We start from the raw sequence: 18,998 nt of genomic DNA, 5'->3' as shown, positions 1-18,998 counted from the left end.
GGACCATGCCTCTGACCTTGAACGACGTGGACCGGTTCGAGGCTTCCAGGCCCCGCCTGGAAGCCATCGCCTACCGCCTCCTCGGCTCCGCGAGCGAGGCCGAGGACGCCGTGCAGGACACCTACCTGCGCTGGCAGGCCGCCGACGTCGACCGCGTCGAGGTGCCCGAGGCATGGCTGACCAAGGTCCTCACCAACCTGTGCCTCAACCAGCTCACCTCGGCCCGCGCCCGCCGCGAGACCTACGTGGGCGAATGGCTGCCCGAGCCGCTGCTCGCCGGGGACCCGATGCTCGGCCCCGCCGACACGGCCGAGCAGCGCGAATCGGTGTCGTACGCGGTCCTCGCCCTGATGGAGCGCCTCTCCCCGAACGAGCGCGCCGTCTACGTGCTGCGGGAGGCGTTCGGCTACCCGCACCGGGAGATCGCCGAGATCCTCGACCTCACCGAGGCCGCCTGCCAGCAGATCTTCCACCGCGCCAAGAAGCACGTCGCGGACGGCAAGGCCCGCACCGAGATCGACGAGGCCGCCGCCCGGCGGATCGTCGAGGAGTTCCTCGCGGCCGCCACCACCGGCCGGACCGAGCCGCTCGTACGGCTCCTCACCGCGGACGCCATCGCGATCGGCGACGGCGGCGGCAAGGTCCCGGCCCGGGCCGGCGCGTTCGAGGGCGCCATCGCGGTCGCGAAGTTCATGCGGGGCCTGTTCAAGCCCGGCGTGGCCAAGCGCAACATCGTCGGCGGCTCCCCCGCCGTCTACGCGACGACCGCCAACGGCGCCCCCGCCGCCGTGGCGGTCCTCGACGGACGGGTCATCGGAATCATGTGCCTGGAGGTCACCCCCGACGGCATCACCGCGTTCCGCAACCAGGTCAACCCCGACAAGCTCGACCGCGCGACCCGGCACTGGGCGGCTGCCGAACACGGGGAGCCGCTGATCGACACGGCCTTCTGACGACGGTGTGACGTGCTTCACACCGCACTCCTGTCAGGAAACGGCGGGCTGCCCGGTTCAAGGGGCGAAACCGCGCGAGACAGGAGCATGGAGATGCAGCACCGAATCATCGTCCTCGGAGCCGGATACACCGGAGCGATCGCCGCCGGGCGCCTCGCCAAGCGGCTGCACCGCGACGACGTCACCATCACCCTCGTCAACGCCGAGCCCGACTTCGTCGAGCGCGTCCGGCTGCACCAGCTGGCCGTCGGCCAGGAGCTCAGGCCCCGCCCGTTCGCCGAGATGTTCGCCGGCACCGGCGTCGAGCTGAAGCTGGCGAAGGTCACCGGCGTCGACGTCGACCGCAGGACCGTCTCCGTCGTGGCCGCGGACGGCGCCGACGGGTCGGCCGAGGAGCTGGCGTACGACACCCTCGTCTACGCCCTCGGCAGCGGCTGGACCGACCAGGGCGTCCCCGGCACCACCGAGTACGCCCACGAGATCGCCGGCCGCCCCGGAGCCCTCCGACTGCGCGAGCGCCTGGCCCGCCTGGAGGCCGGACAGCCGGTGCTCGTCGTCGGCGGCGGACTCACCGGCCTGGAGGCCGCGACCGAGATCGCCGAGGCCCGGCCCGACCTGGACGTCGCCCTCGCCGCCCGCGGCGCACTCGGCGACTGGCTCTCCCCCAAGGGCGCCCGCCACCTGCGGAAGGTCCTCGACGGACTGGGCGTCACCGTCCACGAACACACCTCCGTCGCCGCCGTGGAGGCCGACCGCGCCGTCACCGGCGACGGCGGATCCGTGCCCGCCGCGGTCACCGTGTGGACCACCGGTTTCGCCGTCCACCCCCTCGCGAAGGCCACCACCCTCGACGTCACCGACACCGGCCGGATCGTCGTCGACGACACCATGCGCTCGATCTCGCACCCGGACGTGTACGCCATCGGCGACGCGGCCCTGGCCATGGGCCCCGGCGACAAGCCGCTCCGGATGTCGTGCGCCTCGGGCACCCCCACCGCCTGGCAGGCCGCCGACGCCATCGCCGCCCGCCTCACCGGCGGCAAGGTCCCCAGCACCCCGATCCGCTACTTCAACCAGTGCATCTCACTGGGCCGCCGCGAGGGCCTCATCCAGTACGTCACCGCCGACGACCGGGCCGTCCGGTCCGCCCTCACCGGCCGCCTCGCCGCCTTCTACAAGGAGATCATCTGCAAGGGCGCCGCCTGGGGCGCCGCCAACCCCACCCTCGCCCTCCCCACCCGCCGCCGCCGCACCCTCACCCCCCGCCCCACCCAGGCCCAGGCCCAGGCCCAGGCCGCAGCCTGACCCCCCAACGCCCCCACCCCACGCAAGAGGCCCCGGACTCCCGCCCAGGGCCTCTTCCTCACGAAGCCCGGCAGCCTCTTCCGCTCTGTCGCCCTGCCGCCCGACGGTGAACCCACGCCGGGCAACCACCGGTTCGATCACCGAAGCATGCGCGCAGCGCCGAACCCGCGCGCCCAGGGGCCCTCAGGCGCCGCACGAGCAGCGGCTGCCGCCTTGGCCCGCTCAGGAGCCTGTGCCGGGTCCAGCGCCAGCTCGTCGGGGGTGCAGCAGGCCGTGGTGCCGCAGCAGGCATCGGGAGTGGTCTCGGCGGCCTTGGCGAGGGTGTCGGCGTCGGCCTTCACGACGGAAGCGGAGTCGCGCGTCTGAGCGCGTAGCCGGACTCTGATCACATGAACGAACCCCCATCGGGGCAGGAGCCCCGCCCAGATCCGTATCAGCAGCCGTGGGGGCAGGGTGCCCAGCAGCCTCAGGCCGGGGCAGGCTGGCAGTCTCCGCCGGGCGGTGGTGCACCTTATGGAGCAGCACCGCCAAGAAAGAAGCGGCGGAAGTGGCCATGGGTGCTGCTCATCCTGGTCTTGCTGGCGGCAGGTGGGTGTGTAGCCGCCATCGCGGGCATCTCCAACGAGGTGTCGAAAGAAGTCACCGTGGAGTACGCGGTCACTGGCGACGCTAGAGACGTAACCATCGCCTACTCCTCCTGGAACGACGATGGCATCTCGTCAAGATCCGAGACTGTCGAGAAGCTGCCATGGCGGAAGACCCTGAAGACGAAGGGCTTCCTGAAGGGCGGATCCCTACTCATCAGTCTCAGCGGGTCGGGAGGTACGGCCACGTGCTCGGTGACTGTGGACAACGACTCGCCAAAGACAGCCACCGCTTCGGGTCCATCGGCGGCAGCCACCTGCAGCGGCTTCTGAACCGAGCCGAGGACAAGCGGCAGGATGTTGATGTCACCTGCTGATGTCAAAGGCCCCCTGGACGATGTCCAGGGGGCCTTTGATCTGTGTGCACTCGGCAGGATTCGAACCTGCAACCTTCTGATCCGTAGTCAGATGCTCTATCCGTTAAGCTACGAGTGCTTGTTTTTAGTTTTTGTCTTCGCTCCCCGGTCTTTCGACCCGCTCGCGGCGACAGGAAGAACATTACATGACTGCCGCCGTCATGTGAAATCCATTGGCCTCACCCCTTGTGACCTGCGGAAACGCCGTGATGGGGAGGGAGTGAGGGGTGGGGGTGGAAGGGGTGGGAGAGGGCTTTGGGGGGCGGGGATCGAGGGGAAAGAGACCGGGGTCACATGGGGGACTGCGGGGCCGGTGGGTGGGGGTGGAACGAACGAAGCCCCGGCCTTGGGGGCCGGGGCTTCGATGTGGGGCGGAGGCGGAGGGATTTGAACCCTCGATGGGCTTGAAGGCCCAAACCGCATTAGCAGTGCGGCGCCATAGACCGGACTAGGCGACGCCTCCATGCACCTCGCGCATACGCGGGTGGTGCGTGCAGATGATGACACAGGCGAACCGGCTGTCACCAATCGATTCTCACCGTACTAGGCACACGGGGTCCAGAGCAAAGCCCTGCGGCCGGGACGCGCCCGCCGCCGGGACCGGGTCCGCCCCGCCCGGCGCACCCCGCTTGCGCAACGCCGTGGCGCCCGGAGCGTTAGAGGGGGCGGGCGCGGTGTGCGCCTGCGCCCGCCGTCACCCCCGCGCTTCTGGAGATCCGTATGCTGCGCCGCCTCGCCCTCGCGACCCTCGCCACCGCCGCCGCCGGGACCGCCGGCTTCGGTCCGCTGCCGCCGCTGCCTCTGCTGTCGGCGCCCGACACGCTGACCGTGAAGGTCGAGCAGAGCGGATATCCCGCGGCGGACGGCATCTTCGAGCTGAACTGTGACGACCGGGCGGTGGGGAACCACCCGGCCGCCGAGGACGCCTGCAAACGGCTGGAGCAGCTGGCGAAGGAGGAGGCGAACCCGTTCAAGGCCGTTCCGCAGGACGCGCTCTGTACGCAGGTGTACGGCGGGCCCGCCGTCGCGCACGTCACCGGCACCTGGCAGGGCCGTAAGGTCGACGCCCGTTTCTCCCGGGCGAACGGCTGCGAGATCGACCGCTGGCAGAACCTGGAGCCGGTCCTTCCCCTCGTCCGGGGATGACGGCCGCGGGCTCCCTTAGACTCCCTTCAGTGACAGGCTGCGGCCCGAGGGGCAAGATGGGGCCGCGGTCGAAGGGCAAGCACGTGCAGTGTGTCTGGGAGGAAGCGTCGTCGTGAGCAGCAGGCCATCCCGAGGCGCTGCTCGCCTCGCAGCGATACTCGACGCCCTTCCCGACGGCCTCGTGCTCGTCAACTGCAACGGCACGGTCGTCAACGCCAACACGATCGCCCTCGGCATGTTCGAGACGCCCGGCACCGCGCTCGTCGGGCGCGGCCTGCTGGACCTGCTGCCCGAGTTCGACTCGCGCCTCATCCCGGGCTCGATGCGACGCCCCGAGGGCACCGACGAGCGGGGCCGCACGAAGCCGGCCCGGATGATCGCCCGCCGTACCGACGGCAGCGAGTTCCCCGTCGAGGTGACCAGCGCCAGCCTGGAGGACGGCCGCGAGGCGTACGACTCGTACGGCGGCTACACCGGCGACGAACTGCTCATGCTGGTCGTGCGGGACCTCACCGGCACCCTCGACACCGAGGCCGAACTCGCCCGCTCGCAGCGGCAGACCGAGATGATCCTGCGCGCCGCGGCCGAGGGCGTCGTCGGCACGGACACCGACGGCCGGGTCGTCCTCGTCAACCCCGCCGCCGCGCAGATCCTCGGCTACCGGGCCGGCGAGCTCGGCGGGCAGGAACTGCACCCGCTGATCCTCGCCAAGCGCGCCGACGGCGAGGCGTTCCCGTACGAGGACTCGCCGCTCGCCGACACCCTCAAGTCCGGCCGCAAGCACCGGGTCCGCGGGCAGGTCCTGTGGGCGAAGAAGGGCGACCGGGTGCCGGTCGACCTGACGACCGCTCCGGTGCGGGACGGGGACCAGCTCGTCGGCGCGGTGATGACCTTCACCGACCGCAGGCCGTACGAGGAGCTCGTCGAGCAGCACGCCGCCGAGCTGGCCGACCACACGGAGCGGCACGCGGCCGAACTGGCCGACCGCGCGGAGCGGCACGCCGCCGAACGGGAGGCTCAGCAGGAGCAGTACGCCTCGCTCGCCGCCCGGCACGAGCAGCTGACGGCCGTCCTCGCCGAGTCGCTGCGCGGGCCCCTGGAGGAGCTGCGCACCCAGCTGGGCACCCTCGCCGCCGACGACGCCGGGCAGCTGTGGCCCGAGGCCAACCAGGTGCTCCACCACCTCGCCGCCGGGTACGCCCGGATGACGGCGCTCGTGGACAACGTTCTGGGCTACCAGCGCCTCGACGCGGGCACGGAGGAGCTCGAGAAGCGGGTCGCGCTCCTCGACGGGGTCGTCACGGCCGGCATCGACGGGGCCGTCGAGCTGATCGGGCCCGGCCGCGCGCAGTTCGCCGTGCACGCGCCGCCGATCGAGGCCGAAGTCGACCCGGTCCGGCTCGCGACCGCGCTCTCGCACCTCGTCGCGGACGTCGCCGGCGTCGACGCGACCGGCAAGAACCGCGCCACCGCCCAGGGCGCCGTGCCCGCCGACTCGACGATCGTCGTCGCGGCCGCACAGCGCGGTGACGTCGTACGGATCGAGGTCCGCGGCCCGTACGCGGGCGGCGACCCGGTCCACGGTCCGGTCGTGCGCGGGATCGTGGCGGCGCACGGCGGTGTCGTGCAGACCCACGAGGTGCCGGGGACGACCGGCGGCGCGTACGTCCTGGAGGTGCCTCTCGGCGCCGGGCGGGGCACGGTCCCCGCGCCCGCGCCGAGGAGCGACGCTCCGGGGGGCCGGGCCGGCCGCGAGGCCCTCGCCCTGCCGGCGCAGGCCACCGCGTCCACTACGGGGACGAGCACGGGTACGGGAGCAGGTACGGCTGCCGGTGCCGGTGCCGACGGGGTTTCCGGGTCCGGTTCGGACGCGTACCCGGTCTCCGCCTCGGACACCTCCGGTGGGGGGCGTCGGCGGGCCCGGCGCGGTTCCACCGACGCGTTCCTGGAGAGCGCGGTCGCGCCCGAGGGGGACACCCGGGTCGGCGCCGAGCCCAGTGGGCGCCGCCGAGCCCGTACGGGAGAGGCCGCCGCTCCGGCCGAGCTGATCCCGGCCCAGCAGAACGCGGCCGCGGACGCCGCTGTCGCGGTCCCGGGCGAGGCTGCCGGGGCCCTGGAGCCCGCGGGGCGCGTGGAGCCGACCGGACGCCGTCGGGGCCGTCCCGCCGAGGGCTCCGTGGTGACCGCCGCCGAGGGCGCGCAGGGGCGGGCCGCGCTCGGCGCCGCCGTGCCCCCGCAGGGGGTCGCCGTCGAGCCGACGGGGGCGCCCGCCCTGGCCCGGGCCCTGCCGGCCGTGGCGTCCGGCGAGGACGTGCCCGCGGAGCAGCCGAGCGGGCGGCGGCGCAGGGCGCTGGCCGCCGCGCAGGAGCGTGCGGCAGCGGCCGACGCCGGGCCGCGGACGCCGTTCGCGCTGCCGCCGGCCGACGCCGACCGCGAGCCGGAACCGGTTCCGGCCCTTCCCGCGGCCGCCCACCCCATGACCGCCGTGCCCGTGCCCGGTGCCCTGCCCGAGGCCGGTGCCGGTGCGGTGGCCGTTCCCGGTGACGTGTCCTCGCCCGCCCTGATGTCCACGCCGATGTCCACGCCGATGGGCGCCCCGATGTCCGCGCCGATGGCCGGGCCGATGGGGCCGCTGCCGGTCTCCGACGAGGGGCAGCACGAGGCGGTACGGGGTGTCCCGGGCGCCGACCACACTCCGCCTCAGCCGCATCCGCTGACCCAGCAGCCGCTTCCGACCGGGCTCCGGAGCGAGCAGCCGGCCGAGGCGACCGGACGCCGCCGGGCCGTGACGCCGCCGGCCCCGCGGCCCGAGGCCGGGCCCGAGACCCGGAGCGGCACCGCGTCCGGGACGGGCACCGGTTCCGTACCGCTGCCGCCCGAGCTGCCGATGCCGACACACGTGCCGACGCCTGCGCCGGTGCCTGCGCCGATGCCGAAGGACTCGACGCAGGGGCGGGCGTTCAGCGTCCGCACCCTCGGGCAGGGCGTGCCGTTCGTTCCGCCCGCCGCGGTTCCCGGGGCGCCCGCGGGGGCGCCCGCGCCCTCCAACGGGTCCGGGCGGCGGCGGAAGCTCGCCACTCCGCCCGAGGTGGACCCGCCGGTGCCGGCGGCGCTGCCCGCGGTGGCCGAGGCCGAGGCGAGGCCGCACCCGCAGTCCTCGCCCGAGGCCGCGCTCGGGCTCGTCCCGGCCGCGCCGGAGGGCCGCGCGTACGCCATAGGGGCGCCCGCCGAGGGCTCCGCCGAAGGCCCCGAGCCGCTCGACGGCCCCGGTGGCGCGGTCGAGGTCGCCAACCGGCCCGCCCCGCGCCCGGTCGACGACGAGCTGCCCCCGGAGCCCCTCGACAACCCGCGCCGGCTGCTCGTCTGGCCCGCGCCCGACGTCTCCACCCAGCAGGCGCTGAGCGACCGCGGCTACCGTCCGGTGATCGTGCACTCCCGGGAGGAGGTCGACGCGCAGATCGCCGCCTTCCCGGCCGCGCTCTTCGTCGACCCGCTGACCGGGCCGATCACCCGGACGGCGCTCCAGTCGCTGCGTCAGGCCGCCGTCGCCGCCGAGGTTCCGGTGCTGCTCGCGGCCGGTCTGGGGCAGGCGACCCGGGAGGCGGCGTACGGCGCCGACCCGGCCGTACTCCTCAAGGCGCTCGCGCCGCGCGACAGCGAGCAGCACCCGTCCCGGGTCCTGCTGATCGAGGAGCACGAGGACATCGCGGACGCGCTCGCGGCCACCCTGGAGCGGCGCGGGATGCAGGTCGCGCGGGCGGCGACGGACACGGAGGCGGTCACGCTCGCCACGCAGACGCAGCCGAACCTCGTGGTGATGGACCTGATGCAGGTGCGCCGCCGCCGGGCCGGGATCATCGACTGGCTGCGGGCGAACGGGCAGCTGAACCGCACGCCGCTCGTCGTCTACACCTCGGTCGACCTCGACGAGGAGGAGCTGTCGAAGCTGTCCTCCGGCGAGACGGTCCTCTTCCTCGCCGAGCGGGCGAACAGCACCGAGGTCCAGGCCCGGATCGTCGACCTGCTCGCGAAGATCGGCACCAACTGACGAAGGGAACGGGGAGGGCGACTTCGCCCTCCCCGTTCCCCGTCCGTTCCCTCTCGGACCTTGCCCGGACCTGTCCCGCTACAGCTCGGTCACGTCCAGACCGCCCTCCGCGTACTGCCTGCGGATGACCTTCTTGTCGAACTTGCCGACGCTCGTCTTCGGCACCGCGGGCACGATCGCCCAGCGCTCCGGCAGCTGCCACTTGGCGATGCCGCCCTCGTCGGCGAGGAAGGCCCTCAGCGTCTCGTAGTCCGCCGTCTCACCCTCCTTGAGGACCACGGTCGCCAGCGGGCGCTCGCCCCACTTCTCGTCCGGTACGGCGACGACGGCGGCCTCGGCGACCGCCGGGTGCGCCATGAGGGCGTTCTCCAGGTCGACACTGGAGATCCACTCGCCGCCCGACTTGATGACGTCCTTGGCGCGGTCGGTGAGGGTGAGGAAGCCGTCGGGGCTGATCACGCCGACGTCCCCGGTCTTCAGCCAGCCGTCCTCGCTGAACTTGTCGGCGGGACGGATGTCCTCGGCGTCGATGCCGCCGAAGTACGAGCCCGCGATCCACGTGCCGCGCACCTCCAGCTCGCCCGCCGACTCGCCGTCCCAGGCCAGGTGCTCGCCGCCGGGGCCGACGAGCCGCGCCTCGACGCCGGCCGGGAAGCGGCCCTGCGTAACCCGGTAGGGCCACTCCTCCTCGGCGGTGAGACCGGCCGGCGGGTGGGCCATCGTGCCCAGCGGGGAGGTCTCGGTCATGCCCCAGGCGTGGCAGAGGCGGACGCCGAGCCGGTCGTACGCCTCCATGAGGGAGGGCGGACAGGCCGCGCCGCCGATGGTGACCTGGGCCATCGAGGAGAGGTCGCGGGGGTTGGCGGTGACCTCGGCGAGCAGGCCCTGCCAGATGGTGGGGACGGCGGCCGCGTGGGTCGGCTTCTCGCGCTCGATCATCTCGGCGAGCGGCGCCGGCTGGAGGAAGCGGTCCGGCATGAGCATGTTGATGCCGGTCATGAAGGTGGCGTGCGGCAGGCCCCACGCGTTGACGTGGAACTGCGGGACGACGACGAGGGTCGTGTCCTTGGCGGTGAGCCCCATCGACTCGGCCATGTTGACCTGCATGGAGTGCAGGTAGATCGAGCGGTGGGAGTAGACGACGCCCTTCGGGTCCCCGGTGGTGCCGGAGGTGTAGCACATCGCGGCGGCCGCACGCTCGTCCAGCTCCGGCCAGTCGTACGTGGTCGGGCGGCCGGCGATCAGCTCCTCGTAGTCGTGCACGCGCGGCGCCGCCCCGTCCAGGACGGAACGGTCCCCGGGGCCCGCGACGACGATGTGCTCGACCGTCGGCAGGTGCGGGAGCAGCGGGGCGAGGAGCGGGAGCAGCGAGCCGTTGACGATCACGACCCGGTCGGCGGCGTGGTTGACGATCCACACCAGCTGCTCGGGGGGCAGGCGGAGGTTGAGCGTGTGGAGGACCGCGCCCATCGAGGGGATCGCGAAGTACGCCTCGACGTGCTCGGAGTTGTTCCACATGAGGGTGGCGACCCGCTGGTCGCCGGTGACGCCGAGTTCGTCGCGCAGGGCGTTGGCCAGCTGGTGCGCGCGCGCTCCGGCCTCCGCGAACGTGCGGCGCTGCGGCTCGGGCTCGCCCGTCCAGGTGGTGATGGTGGACTTCCCGTGGATCGTCATCCCGTGCTTGAGGATGCGGCTCACGGTCAGCTGTACGTCCTGCATGGTGCTGTACACGGGGCGTCCTCCCGGTGGGCGCTACGTGGCAGAAAGGGTGTCCAGATTCTGCGCACGTACCGCGCGGTATGTCACTACCCGGGAGTACGAAAATTGCCAGTGATCACTGGCACGAGCGGCCGAACCGGCCCGGCCGAGGGGGGTTTCGCTACCGTACGGGAGTCAGTTCCGGGTCCTCGCGGAGCTTGCCGAGCGCCCGGGACACCGCACTCTTGACCGTGCCGACCGACACCCCGAGCACCTCGGCGGTCTGCGCCTCGCTCAGGTCCTCGTAGTACCGCAGCACCACCATCTGCCGCTGCCGCTCCGGCAGCTTCAGGACCGCCCGCCACATCGCGTCGTGCAGCGCCTGCCGCTCGGCCGGGTCCGGCTCCGGCAGCCCCACCGGCTCCGGCAGCTCCTCGCAGACGACCTCGTCGACCTTCCGCTTGCGCCACTGCGACGTACGGGTGTTCAGCAGCGCGCGCCGGACGTAACCGTCCAGGGCGCGGTGGTCCTCGATCCGCTCCCAGGCCATGAAGGTCTTCGCGAGCGCGGTCTGGAGGAGGTCCTCCGCGTCCGACGGGTTCGCGGTCAGCGAGCGCGCGGTGCGCAGCAGCACGGGCCCGCGCGCCCGTACGTACGAGGAGAAGGTCGGGTACGACGCGTACTGCGAGGCACCGGCGCAGACGGGGCCAGAGGGTGGCGGAGTCATGACTCCACGCTAGGAGCGGACCGCCCCGCGCGGATCGGCCCCAGGTCCCGAACCGCGGTCCGCCTCAGGTTGTAGGGAGGGGGACACCTCCACCTCCTCTGGGTGGAGGCCCCCCACCCCCACCTCAGGGTCACGCACCCCGGGGCGGGGGGCGGGCAGCCCCTTCACACGGGCGCGGCCCGGGCCTCGGCGCGGGCGCGACCGTGGCAGAGGCCCGGACCGCGGTTCAAGGCGCCGGTGTGGGCGCGGCCGCTGCCGCCGCCGCGGCGGCGTCGGTCACGGTTCTGGTCGCGAGGCGGGCGACGGGCGCGTCCACGGCGCTGCGGTCGATCGTCAGCCGGCGACCGCCGTAGGACTCGGCGACATCGCCCGCGTACTGGTGGATCCGGGCGTGCGGCGTCCATGCCTCCGCCTGGAGCACGGGCTCGGCGTACAGCGCGGGCTGACCGCGCCAGCGCGCGAACCACATCACGGCCGGCATGTCCTTCGTGCCCGCCCGCCGCTCGTCCTCGATGTCCTGCACTCCCGAGTCGGCGCTGCTGTAGAAGCCCGGGAGGTAGCCGAGGCGTCGCACCTCCCGGTTCCACGCACGGACGAAGGAGACCGTGGTCGCGGTGCACCCCGCGTCACCTCGCCGGTAGCCCTCGATGTCGAGGTAGAGCGGGCTGCTCTCGGACAGCCCGAGGGACTTCGCCGCCCGTACCGCCTCACCCGCCTCCTCGGTGCCCTGCTGCGAGGGGCTGGAGCCGATGGCGTACTGCCGCTTGGCCGTGGAGACGACGCACGGCGCCTGGGAGCCGACGAAGAGGGGCAGCAGCCGCCAGCCCATCGCGTGCACCGAGGCGACCCAGTCGCGGCTGAGCTCCCGCTGCTTGGGGCACCCCCGGCCCCGACCGCCGAAGTAGATCCCCACGGCCTCGTACGGCGAACTGCGCCACGCCTTCATCACCTCGAGGGACGGCGCCTCGCAGGTGTCGAACGCCCGGCCCTCGAAATGCGCGGGCTCTGCGGGAACGTCGGCGCCCGCGGGCGCGCCCATGGCCGCCGGGGCACCGGCCGGGGCCCGGGCGGCTCCCGCCCGCACCCGTGCGGTGGCCGGCTCCGGAGCGAGGAGCGTCGCCCCGGCCACCGCCACGACAAGGGCGGCCACCACCGCCCGCACCCCGGCAGCCGACGCCGACCGCGAGCGGGACGACGGCGACGGCGACGGCGACAGCGCCAGCAGAGGCGGAGGAGGAGGCTGGACCGGCGGGGGCTGGGAAGGCGGCGGCAGCGGTTCTGACGACGCCTCGGGGACGGGGCGGGGCGCGGGTGCGGGATCGGGTGCGAGTACGGAGTCGGGGTCGGGCGCAGGTACAGAGTCGGGCGCGAGTACGAGGTCGGGCGCGCGTACGGAGTCGGGCGCAGGTGCCGGGTCGGGCGCGGGTGCGGGGACGGGTCGGGCGGGTGGCCGGGCGCTTGTGCTCATGGCGCGAGTGAAGAACCGCCCGCGCCGCCCGGCCACCGCTGGGCCCGTCGCATCAGCCGTCCGTGCCCAGGATCAACCCGGACGTGGGAACCCCCGTCCCCGCCGTGACCAGGGTCCGGGCCGCGCCGGGTATCTGGTTCACCGAGGTGCCGCGCAGCTGGCGTACGGCCTCCGCTATGCCGTTCATGCCATGGAGGTACGCCTCGCCGAGCTGGCCGCCGTGGGTGTTCAGCGGGAGCGCGTCCGCCGCGACGAAGTCGGCGGCCTCCCCGGGCCCGCAGAAGCCGAACTCCTCCAGCTGCATCAGCACGAACGGGGTGAAGTGGTCGTAGAGGATCCCCACGTCGATGTCGGTCGGCGCGAGCCCGGACGTCCGCCACAGCTGCCGGGCCACCACGCCCATCTCCGGGAGCCCGGTGAGGTCGTCCCGGTAGAAGCTGGTCATGGCCTCCTGTCTGCGTCCGGCCCCCTGCGCCGCCGCCAGGATCACGGCGGGCGGGTTCGGCAGGTCACGGGCGCGCTCGACGGAGGTGACGACGATCGCCTGGGCGCCGTCGGTCTCCTGGCAGCAGTCGAGGAGCCGGAGGGGCTCGACGATCCAGCGCGAGGCGGCGTGGTCGGCGAGGGTGATCGGCTTCCCGTGGAAGTAGGCGGCGGGATTGCGGGCCGCGTGCCGCCGGTCGGTGACGGCGACGTGCCCGAAGGCGTCCGGGGTCAGACCGTAGGCGTGGAGGTACCGCTGGGCGGCCATCGCGACCCAGGAGGCCGGGGTGAGCAGGCCGAAGGGCAGCTGCCAGCCGAGCGCGGCCCCCTCGGCGGAGGGCTCGCGCTGCTGGACTCCTGAGCCGAAGCGGCGCCCGGACCGCTCGTTGAACGCCCGGTAGCAGACGACGACCTCGGCGACGCCGGCCGCGACGGCGAGCGCGGCCTGCTGCACGGTGGCGCAGGCGGCCCCGCCGCCGTAGTGCACGCGGGAGAAGAACGACAGCTCGCCGATGCCGGACGCCTGGGCGACGGTGATCTCGGGGTTGGTGTCCATGGTGAAGGTGACCAGGCCGTCGACGTCGGCGGGGGTGAGGCCGGCGTCGTCGAGCGCGGCCCGCACCGCCTCCACGGCGAGGGAGAGTTCGCTGCGGCCCGAGTCCTTGGAGAACTCGGTCGCGCCGATGCCCACGACGGCCGCCCGGCCGCCGAGCTCGTCCCGGGTACGCAGGCTCATCGCGCGACCTCCACGGTGACCGTCCCGGTGACGTGGTTCCCGAGCCCGTTCGCCCCGACGACCCGGACGCCGACCGTGCTCCCGTCCACCTCGGTGACCGTGCCGGTCAGGACCATCGTGTCGCCCGGGTGGTTGGGTGCGCCGAGCCGGATGGCGACCTTGCGGAGCACGGCCCGGGGGCCGAAGTGGTCGGTGATGTAGCGGCCGACGAGCCCGTTGGTGGTCAGGATGTTCATGAAGATGTCCGGGGATCCCTTCTCCCGGGCCAGCTCGGCGTCGTGGTGCACGTCCTGGTAGTCGCGGGAGGCGACGGCCCCGGCGACGATCAGGGTGCGGGTGATCGGGATGCGCAGCGGCGGCAACTCGTCCCCGGGCTTCATGACAGGTCCCCCTTCGCGAGCAGGTCGCCGAGCTCGGCGAGGAGTTCGGTGCCGCAGCCCAGATGGGCGTCGAGCTGCCGCCCCCACAGGAAGTGGCGGTGGACGGGATGGTCGAGGTCCGCGCCCATGCCGCCGTGCAGGTGCTGGCCGGCGTGCACGACCCGCTTCCCCGCCTCGGAGGCCCACCACGCGGCCGTCAGGGCCGCGCCCGAGGCGTCCAGGCCCTCGTCGAACCGCCACGCGGCCTCGTAGGCGGTGACGCGGATGGCCTCGGTGTCCATGTGCGCGTCCGCGGCCCGCAGTTGCACCGCCTGGTGCGTGGCGAGCGGCCGGCCGAACTGCTCCCGCACCGACGTGTACGCGACGGCTCTGGCCAGCGACCCGGCGCACACCCCGGCCTGCAGGCCGGCGAAGGCGATCCGCGCGGCGGCGAGCACGTCCGCGTAGGCGGTCCCCGGCCCGGGCCCCCCGAGCCGCTCGGCCGGTGTCCCGGCGAGGACGAGCCGGCCCGCGGACCAGGGCGCGGTGAGCTCGACGGCCTCGACGGCGGCCGCGTCCTCGGTGCGGACGAGCCACAGGGCGCGGTCCTCGTCCGGGACGAGGACGTGGGTGGCGTCCCGGAGCCACGGCACCCACTCCGCGGTGCCGCTGAGCCGCCCGTCGCGCGCGGTGACCGTGCCGGACGCCGGGAGGGCTCCGGTCGCCACCGTCGTGCCGTCGCGGAGGCCGGGCAGGAGCCGGCCTCGCTGCTCCTCCGTGCCGTGCCGGGCGACGGCGAGGATCCCGTACACGCAGCTCGCGGCGAAGGGCACCTGGGCCGTGACGCGGCCCTGCTCCTCCAGGAGCAGGACCAGGCCGAGGAGGCCGGTCTCCTCGACGGCGCCGGGGAGTCCGGCCGCGCAGAGGGCCTTCCAGAGCTCGGCGTCGGTGGCGGTGCCGGCGGCCCTGAGCCGCTCGTGGGTGGAGAGGTCGCCGAAGATGCGCCCGGCCAGGTCCCGGGCCGCCTCCTGCTCCTCGGTGGGGGTGAAGTCCATGTCAGTCCTCCCCTCCCGCGCGGAAGACGGGGAGCTCCAGCTCCTCGTCGGCCCGCAGGAACTCCAGCCGCACCGGCATCCCGATCCGCACCTTGTCGTACGGCACCCCCACCACGTTGCTGATCATCCGTACGCCCTCGGCGAGTTCGATCAGCCCGACCGCGTAGGGCGGATCGAACGCCGGGAAGGACGGGTGGTGCATCACCACGTACGAGAAGACCGTGCCGGCGCCGCTCGCCTCGACCGTGTCCCACTCCCGCGAACCGCAGTCGGCGCAGCCGGGCAGCCACGGGAATCGCAGGGCCTCGCAGTCGGCACAGCGCTGGATGAGCAGCCGGTGCGCGGCCACGCCCTCCCAGAATCCGGCGTTGTCCCGGTTGACCACGGGCCGCGGCCTCCTGGGCTTCGGCCGCTCCTCCTCGGGCGCGGGCCCGGCGGTCCTGGCGGGCCGGGCCGCGGGGGCGTACTTGAGGATGCGGAAGCGGTGGGTGCCCGCGAGCTCGCCGCCCGCCCGTACGTCCATCCGGGTCGTCACGAAGTGGCCGGTGCCGAGCTTGGTGGTCTTGCGCGGCGAGACGGACTCGATGACGGCGTCGAAGGTGATCTCGTCGCCCGGCCGCAGGGGGCGCAGGTACTCCTGCTCGCAGTCGGTGGCGACCACCGAGGTGTACCCGGCGCCGTCGAGGAGCGCGGACAGCTCCTCGTACGCCCCGGAGCGGTCCGTGTGCCCCGAGAGGCCGCCCATCGTCCACGCCTGGAGCATCGTCGGGGGTGCGATCGCGTCCGGCCCCCGGTAGGCGGGGTGGTCGTCCCCCATGGCCTCGCACCAGTGCCGGATCATGGGCAGGTTGACCGGGTCCTTGCCGGTGCCCGCGGTGGCGGCGGACCGGCCCTCGTAGGCCACGAGCCGTTCGTAAAGCGGGTCGTCCCGCTCCGTGCGGGTCATCGCCGCCCCCTCCCCTTCATGCCGAGCCGCATCCTCGCGACGATCTCGCGCTGCACCTCGCTCACCCCTCCCCCGAAGGTGTTGATCTGCGCGGCGCGGTTCATGCGCTCCAGCTCACCGCCGTCGAACTCCCCCGGCGATCCCGCTCGCACCGTCCCCGCCCCGCCCGCGATCTCCTGACATATTCGATACACCTCCACCGCCGATTCGGTTCCCGCGAACTTCACTCCGCTCGCGTCACCAGGGGCCAGTCGACCGGCCCCCACGTCCCCCACCAAACGCCAGTTCAGCAGGCGTGTCGCGGCCAGCCGGGCGTGTGCTTCGGCGGCCCGAATCCGGATCCACGGCTCGTCAATGCGCCGCCGCCCCGTCACCGGATCGGGGGTACGCGCCCGGTCGAGCACGGCCGCGAAGAAGTCCTCGGCCTGCATGCCGATCGCGGCGAGTGCGACCCGCTCGTGGTTGAGCTGGCTGGTGATGAGCCCCCAGCCGCCGTGCTCGGGCCCGACGAGGTTGCCCGCGGGGACCCGGATGCCGTCGTAGTACGTCGCGGTCGTCGTCAGCCCGCCCACGGTCTCGATCGGGGTCCAGGAGAAACCGGGGGCGTCGGTGGGGACGAGGACGATCGAGATGCCCCGGTGCGGGGGCGCGTCGGGATCGGTTCGGCAGGCGAGCCAGATCCAGTCGGCGTTCTGCGCGTTGGAGGTGAAGATCTTCTGCCCGTCGATCACCCAGGAGTCGCCGTCCCTGACCGCCCGCGTCCGCAGGGAGGCGAGGTCCGTACCGGCCTCGGGCTCGCTGTACCCGATGGCGAAGACGGTCTCGCCGCGCAGGATCCCGGGCAGGAAGGCGGCCTTCTGCTCCTCGGTCCCGTACGCCATCACCGTGGGGCCGACGGTGTTGAGGGTGACCATCGAGACGGGTGCGCCGGCGCGGTACGCCTCGTCGAAGAAGACGAACTGCTCGTCGGGGCCCCGCCCCTGCCCGCCGTACTCCTCGGGCCAGCCGAGGCCGAGCAGCCCGTCGGCGCCGATCCGCCGGAGCAGCCGGCGCTGGGCGCCGGTGTCGTCGTGCGGCGGCGGCCCTTCGGGCATCAGCTCCCGGAAGTACGCGCGGAGTTCGGCGCGCAGCCGCAGCTGCCGCTCGGTCGGGGCGAGGTGCACGGCGACGGCCTCCCGTGGGACGACTGAGGTTTCTGACTGTCCGTCAGATTCAGGACCCCTGTCAAGGCCGAGACCCCCGCGACACCGGAACGCGACCTCGCGAAGCACCGGCGCACGACCGCGCGACGGCCCGCGCGACGGTACCGAAGTACCGTCGCGCGGGCCGTCGTTCACACCGCGGTCACGCCCCCCGTCGGGCCGGCTCGGGTGCTGTCGTCACCACCACGGGTAGAAGTTGACCACCGCGTTGGACTGGTCGATGTGGGTGAAGGCGGAGCCGTTCACGCTCGCGGTGTTGTTCTGGTTGGAGGCACCGGAGCCGGTCGCCACCTGCTGCGTCGTGGTGGAGTTGCCGTGGTTGTCGCCACCCACGCCGCTGCCGATGATCGTGGCGACGCTCGTGTTCGATCCGTCGTCCGCGAATCCTCCGTTGTCGGCCTGGGCCACCCCGGTGAAGAGCGCGGCGGCGAGGGGCAGGGCGGCGGCAGCGGCGAGGATGCGGGCGGTACGGATGCTTGCCATGTGTGTTCCTCCGGGAACTGAAACCGATGCTGTTGCACGGAACTGCTCTGAACTGCTCTGAGTGATCTGAAGTACGGCCATTCCCAAGGCAGTTGGCCTGCCGCCTCGGTCGTTTCCTGCTCGACGTCGCGACTCCAGAGTTGCCCACCGAATCCCCGGCGAACCACCCCGGAGCGGCCGATTCCCCCGCAAGCGTGAGGACAAGCCGATAAACCCCGGCAGTCCGATGAAAGCCGCAGCTCACCGGGGCGGGGAGGGGTCGGGACCGGCACGGCCGGTGCGGCGCAAGGGAGGAAGCGTTCCGGCACTTTCTCCGCCGATCCTGCACGCGGACGGCTGCGACGGCGCGTCCGCGGGCGCGAAGGAATCGAGCGTGTTCCTCAACGCGGAGAAAACGTTCGACCACGCCGGGAGCCGGCGCCTAGCGCTCCCCCACCGCCTCCTCGAAGGCCGCGTACGCGTGCGCGTCGAACAGCACGAACCGCACCTCCTCGACCTCGGTGCGGGCCGCCCGTACGGTCTCCACCGCGATCCGGGCGCCGTCCTCCATCGGCCAGCCGTAGATGCCGGTGGAGATCGCCGGGAACGCGACCGTACGGTCCCCCAGCTCGTCGGCCACCCGGAGCGACGCGCGGTAGCAGGAGGCCAGCAGCTCCGAGCGGTCCTCGTCCCGCGACCAGACCGGCCCCACCGTGTGGATCACATGCCGGGCCGGCAGACGCCCCGCCGTGGTCGCCACGGCCCGCCCGGTCGGCAGCCCCTTGCCGTAGTGCGAGCGCCGCAGGTCCTGACAGGCAGCCAGGATCTCCGGCCCGCCCCTCCGGTGAATGGCCCCGTCGACTCCGCCTCCCCCGAGCAGCGAGGAGTTGGCGGCGTTCACCACCGCGTCCACCGCCTCGGCGGTGATGTCCCCCTGCACGAGCACGATCCGCACCACGAAGGGCCCCTTCCTCCACTCGTTCCCTGAACCCCGAAGGGGTGCCCCGGTACGAACCCGGGGCACCCCTTCGAAACGCCGGCCCGCCACGGCGGGCCCGGCGGAGTCCTACTGCTGGGGCGGGGAATCCTTGCCCTGGCCCGGGTCTCCCAGTTGCTCCTTGAGCTTCTCCTGGGCGGTGTCGACCTGGCTGCTGTACTTGCCCTGGGTCTTCCCGTCGGCGAGGTCGCCGGCCTTGTCGATGCCCTGCGATGCCTGCTCCTCGTGGCCCTTCAGCATTCCCTTGAGCTTGTCCATCATGGACATCCTGGCCTCCTAGCGCGATTCCAGCCCCTCCAGCATCACGGCACCCCACCCGATCCGCATCCGCAGAGCCGGCTCCGTGCGGCTGGCATCCGCACACGACGAAGGGGCGCCCCTTCACCAGGACGCCCCTCCTCGTCGGCGCATGC

At 73.2% G+C, this 18,998-nt stretch carries 17 protein-coding genes and 2 tRNA genes; 5 read left to right on the top strand and 14 right to left on the bottom strand.

What is annotated here, in order from left to right:
* The first annotated feature begins 5 nt into the window (after nt 1–5).
* Both sigJ and ACFVZH_RS24910 read left to right on the top strand, forming a co-directional pair.
* The gene (gene sigJ, locus ACFVZH_RS24915; protein ID WP_384900417.1) at nt 6–953 is read left to right on the top strand and encodes an RNA polymerase sigma factor SigJ; all 948 of its coding nucleotides are present in this window, start codon (nt 6–8) and stop codon (nt 951–953) included.
* Between the two features lie 93 nt (nt 954–1,046).
* A complete protein-coding gene (locus ACFVZH_RS24910) occupies nt 1,047–2,258 on the top strand; it encodes an NAD(P)/FAD-dependent oxidoreductase (RefSeq protein ID WP_384900415.1) in 1,212 nt (403 codons plus the stop codon).
* Nucleotides 2,259–2,395: 137 nt separating this feature from the next.
* Here ACFVZH_RS24910 and ACFVZH_RS24905 read toward each other — a convergent pair whose 3' ends face one another.
* Nucleotides 2,396–2,599 carry a hypothetical protein gene (locus ACFVZH_RS24905; RefSeq protein WP_384900413.1) on the bottom strand — a complete coding sequence of 68 codons (204 nt, stop codon included), beginning with the start codon at nt 2,597–2,599 and terminating at the stop codon, nt 2,396–2,398.
* 216 nt (nt 2,600–2,815) lie between these two features.
* Here ACFVZH_RS24905 and ACFVZH_RS24900 point away from each other — a divergent pair, with 216 nt between their 5' ends.
* On the top strand, nt 2,816–3,175 hold the full coding sequence (locus ACFVZH_RS24900) for a hypothetical protein (protein WP_384900411.1): 360 nt from the start codon (nt 2,816–2,818) through the stop codon (nt 3,173–3,175).
* An 89-nt stretch (nt 3,176–3,264) separates the two neighbouring features.
* Here the strand turns inward: ACFVZH_RS24900 and ACFVZH_RS24895 are convergent.
* Both ACFVZH_RS24895 and ACFVZH_RS24890 read right to left on the bottom strand, forming a co-directional pair.
* A tRNA-Arg gene (locus tag ACFVZH_RS24895) sits at nt 3,265–3,337 on the bottom strand.
* A gap of 293 nt (nt 3,338–3,630) precedes the next feature.
* Nucleotides 3,631–3,721 (bottom strand) — tRNA-Ser (locus ACFVZH_RS24890).
* 257 nt (nt 3,722–3,978) lie between these two features.
* On the opposite strand from ACFVZH_RS24890, the gene ACFVZH_RS24885 reads away from it, so the two are divergent.
* Both ACFVZH_RS24885 and ACFVZH_RS24880 read left to right on the top strand, forming a co-directional pair.
* Nucleotides 3,979–4,404: an SSI family serine proteinase inhibitor gene (locus ACFVZH_RS24885; RefSeq protein WP_384900410.1), complete on the top strand. Its 426-nt coding sequence runs from the start codon at nt 3,979–3,981 to the stop codon at nt 4,402–4,404.
* 112 nt (nt 4,405–4,516) lie between these two features.
* Nucleotides 4,517–8,452 carry a PAS domain-containing protein gene (locus ACFVZH_RS24880; protein WP_384900408.1) on the top strand — a complete coding sequence of 1,312 codons (3,936 nt, stop codon included), beginning with the start codon at nt 4,517–4,519 and terminating at the stop codon, nt 8,450–8,452.
* 78 nt (nt 8,453–8,530) lie between these two features.
* On the opposite strand, the gene ACFVZH_RS24875 is transcribed toward ACFVZH_RS24880, so the two are convergent.
* The 11 genes from ACFVZH_RS24875 to ACFVZH_RS24825 all read right to left on the bottom strand — a co-directional run bounded on the left by ACFVZH_RS24875 (nt 8,531) and on the right by ACFVZH_RS24825 (nt 18,852).
* A complete protein-coding gene (locus tag ACFVZH_RS24875; protein WP_384900407.1) occupies nt 8,531–10,183 on the bottom strand; it encodes a long-chain fatty acid--CoA ligase in 1,653 nt (550 codons plus the stop codon).
* A gap of 148 nt (nt 10,184–10,331) precedes the next feature.
* A complete protein-coding gene (locus ACFVZH_RS24870; RefSeq protein WP_384900406.1) occupies nt 10,332–10,877 on the bottom strand; it encodes a SigE family RNA polymerase sigma factor in 546 nt (181 codons plus the stop codon).
* A 226-nt stretch (nt 10,878–11,103) separates the two neighbouring features.
* A complete protein-coding gene (locus ACFVZH_RS24865; RefSeq protein WP_384900404.1) occupies nt 11,104–12,030 on the bottom strand; it encodes a DUF1906 domain-containing protein in 927 nt (308 codons plus the stop codon).
* Between the two features lie 367 nt (nt 12,031–12,397).
* Entirely contained in the window at nt 12,398–13,564 is a 1,167-nt protein-coding gene (locus tag ACFVZH_RS24860; RefSeq protein WP_384900402.1) for a lipid-transfer protein, read from the bottom strand.
* The gene (locus tag ACFVZH_RS24855) at nt 13,561–13,944 is read right to left on the bottom strand and encodes a MaoC family dehydratase (protein WP_384900400.1); all 384 of its coding nucleotides are present in this window, start codon (nt 13,942–13,944) and stop codon (nt 13,561–13,563) included. Before ACFVZH_RS24855 ends, ACFVZH_RS24860 begins: the two co-directional genes overlap by 4 nt.
* Nucleotides 13,941–14,978, bottom strand: coding sequence for an acyl-CoA dehydrogenase family protein (locus tag ACFVZH_RS24850; RefSeq protein ID WP_384900398.1), 1,038 nt, complete (start codon nt 14,976–14,978; stop codon nt 13,941–13,943). The genes ACFVZH_RS24855 and ACFVZH_RS24850 overlap by 4 nt, the downstream gene beginning before the upstream one ends.
* 1 nt (nt 14,979) lies before the next feature.
* On the bottom strand, nt 14,980–15,924 hold the full coding sequence (locus ACFVZH_RS24845) for a bifunctional MaoC family dehydratase N-terminal/OB-fold nucleic acid binding domain-containing protein (protein ID WP_384900396.1): 945 nt from the start codon (nt 15,922–15,924) through the stop codon (nt 14,980–14,982).
* Nucleotides 15,921–17,087 (bottom strand): acyl-CoA dehydrogenase family protein, encoded by a 1,167-nt coding sequence (locus ACFVZH_RS24840; protein ID WP_384900394.1) that lies wholly within the window; start codon nt 17,085–17,087, stop codon nt 15,921–15,923. Before ACFVZH_RS24840 ends, ACFVZH_RS24845 begins: the two co-directional genes overlap by 4 nt.
* A gap of 216 nt (nt 17,088–17,303) precedes the next feature.
* Nucleotides 17,304–17,609, bottom strand: a complete 306-nt coding sequence (locus ACFVZH_RS24835; RefSeq protein ID WP_384900393.1) for a hypothetical protein — start codon at nt 17,607–17,609, stop codon at nt 17,304–17,306.
* A gap of 421 nt (nt 17,610–18,030) precedes the next feature.
* The gene (locus ACFVZH_RS24830) at nt 18,031–18,546 is read right to left on the bottom strand and encodes an O-acetyl-ADP-ribose deacetylase (protein ID WP_384900391.1); all 516 of its coding nucleotides are present in this window, start codon (nt 18,544–18,546) and stop codon (nt 18,031–18,033) included.
* Nucleotides 18,547–18,654: 108 nt separating this feature from the next.
* Nucleotides 18,655–18,852, bottom strand: a complete 198-nt coding sequence (locus ACFVZH_RS24825; RefSeq protein WP_384900389.1) for an antitoxin — start codon at nt 18,850–18,852, stop codon at nt 18,655–18,657.
* Between the last annotated feature and the right edge of the window lie 146 nt (nt 18,853–18,998).

It is taken from the genome of Streptomyces sp. NPDC059534 (assembly GCF_042743475.1).
In the GTDB taxonomy this organism is placed as follows: domain Bacteria; phylum Actinomycetota; class Actinomycetes; order Streptomycetales; family Streptomycetaceae; genus Streptomyces.
Note: the sequence above shows the minus strand (reverse complement) of the source record. Positions and strands in the feature narration are given on the sequence as shown.

Excerpts from the sequence above, each read along its gene's own strand:
- sigJ (WP_384900417.1), top strand. The coding sequence starts at position 6 with ATGCCTCTGACCTTGAACGACGTGGACCGGTTCGAGGCTTCCAGGCCC.
- ACFVZH_RS24910 (WP_384900415.1), top strand. The coding sequence starts at position 1,047 with ATGCAGCACCGAATCATCGTCCTCGGAGCCGGATACACCGGAGCGATC.
- ACFVZH_RS24885 (WP_384900410.1), top strand. The coding sequence starts at position 3,979 with ATGCTGCGCCGCCTCGCCCTCGCGACCCTCGCCACCGCCGCCGCCGGG.
- ACFVZH_RS24870 (WP_384900406.1), bottom strand. The coding sequence starts at position 10,877 with ATGACTCCGCCACCCTCTGGCCCCGTCTGCGCCGGTGCCTCGCAGTAC.
- ACFVZH_RS24860 (WP_384900402.1), bottom strand. The coding sequence starts at position 13,564 with ATGAGCCTGCGTACCCGGGACGAGCTCGGCGGCCGGGCGGCCGTCGTG.
- ACFVZH_RS24855 (WP_384900400.1), bottom strand. The coding sequence starts at position 13,944 with ATGAAGCCCGGGGACGAGTTGCCGCCGCTGCGCATCCCGATCACCCGC.
- ACFVZH_RS24850 (WP_384900398.1), bottom strand. The coding sequence starts at position 14,978 with ATGGACTTCACCCCCACCGAGGAGCAGGAGGCGGCCCGGGACCTGGCC.
- ACFVZH_RS24845 (WP_384900396.1), bottom strand. The coding sequence starts at position 15,924 with ATGACCCGCACGGAGCGGGACGACCCGCTTTACGAACGGCTCGTGGCC.
- ACFVZH_RS24835 (WP_384900393.1), bottom strand. The coding sequence starts at position 17,609 with ATGGCAAGCATCCGTACCGCCCGCATCCTCGCCGCTGCCGCCGCCCTG.
- ACFVZH_RS24825 (WP_384900389.1), bottom strand. The coding sequence starts at position 18,852 with ATGTCCATGATGGACAAGCTCAAGGGAATGCTGAAGGGCCACGAGGAG.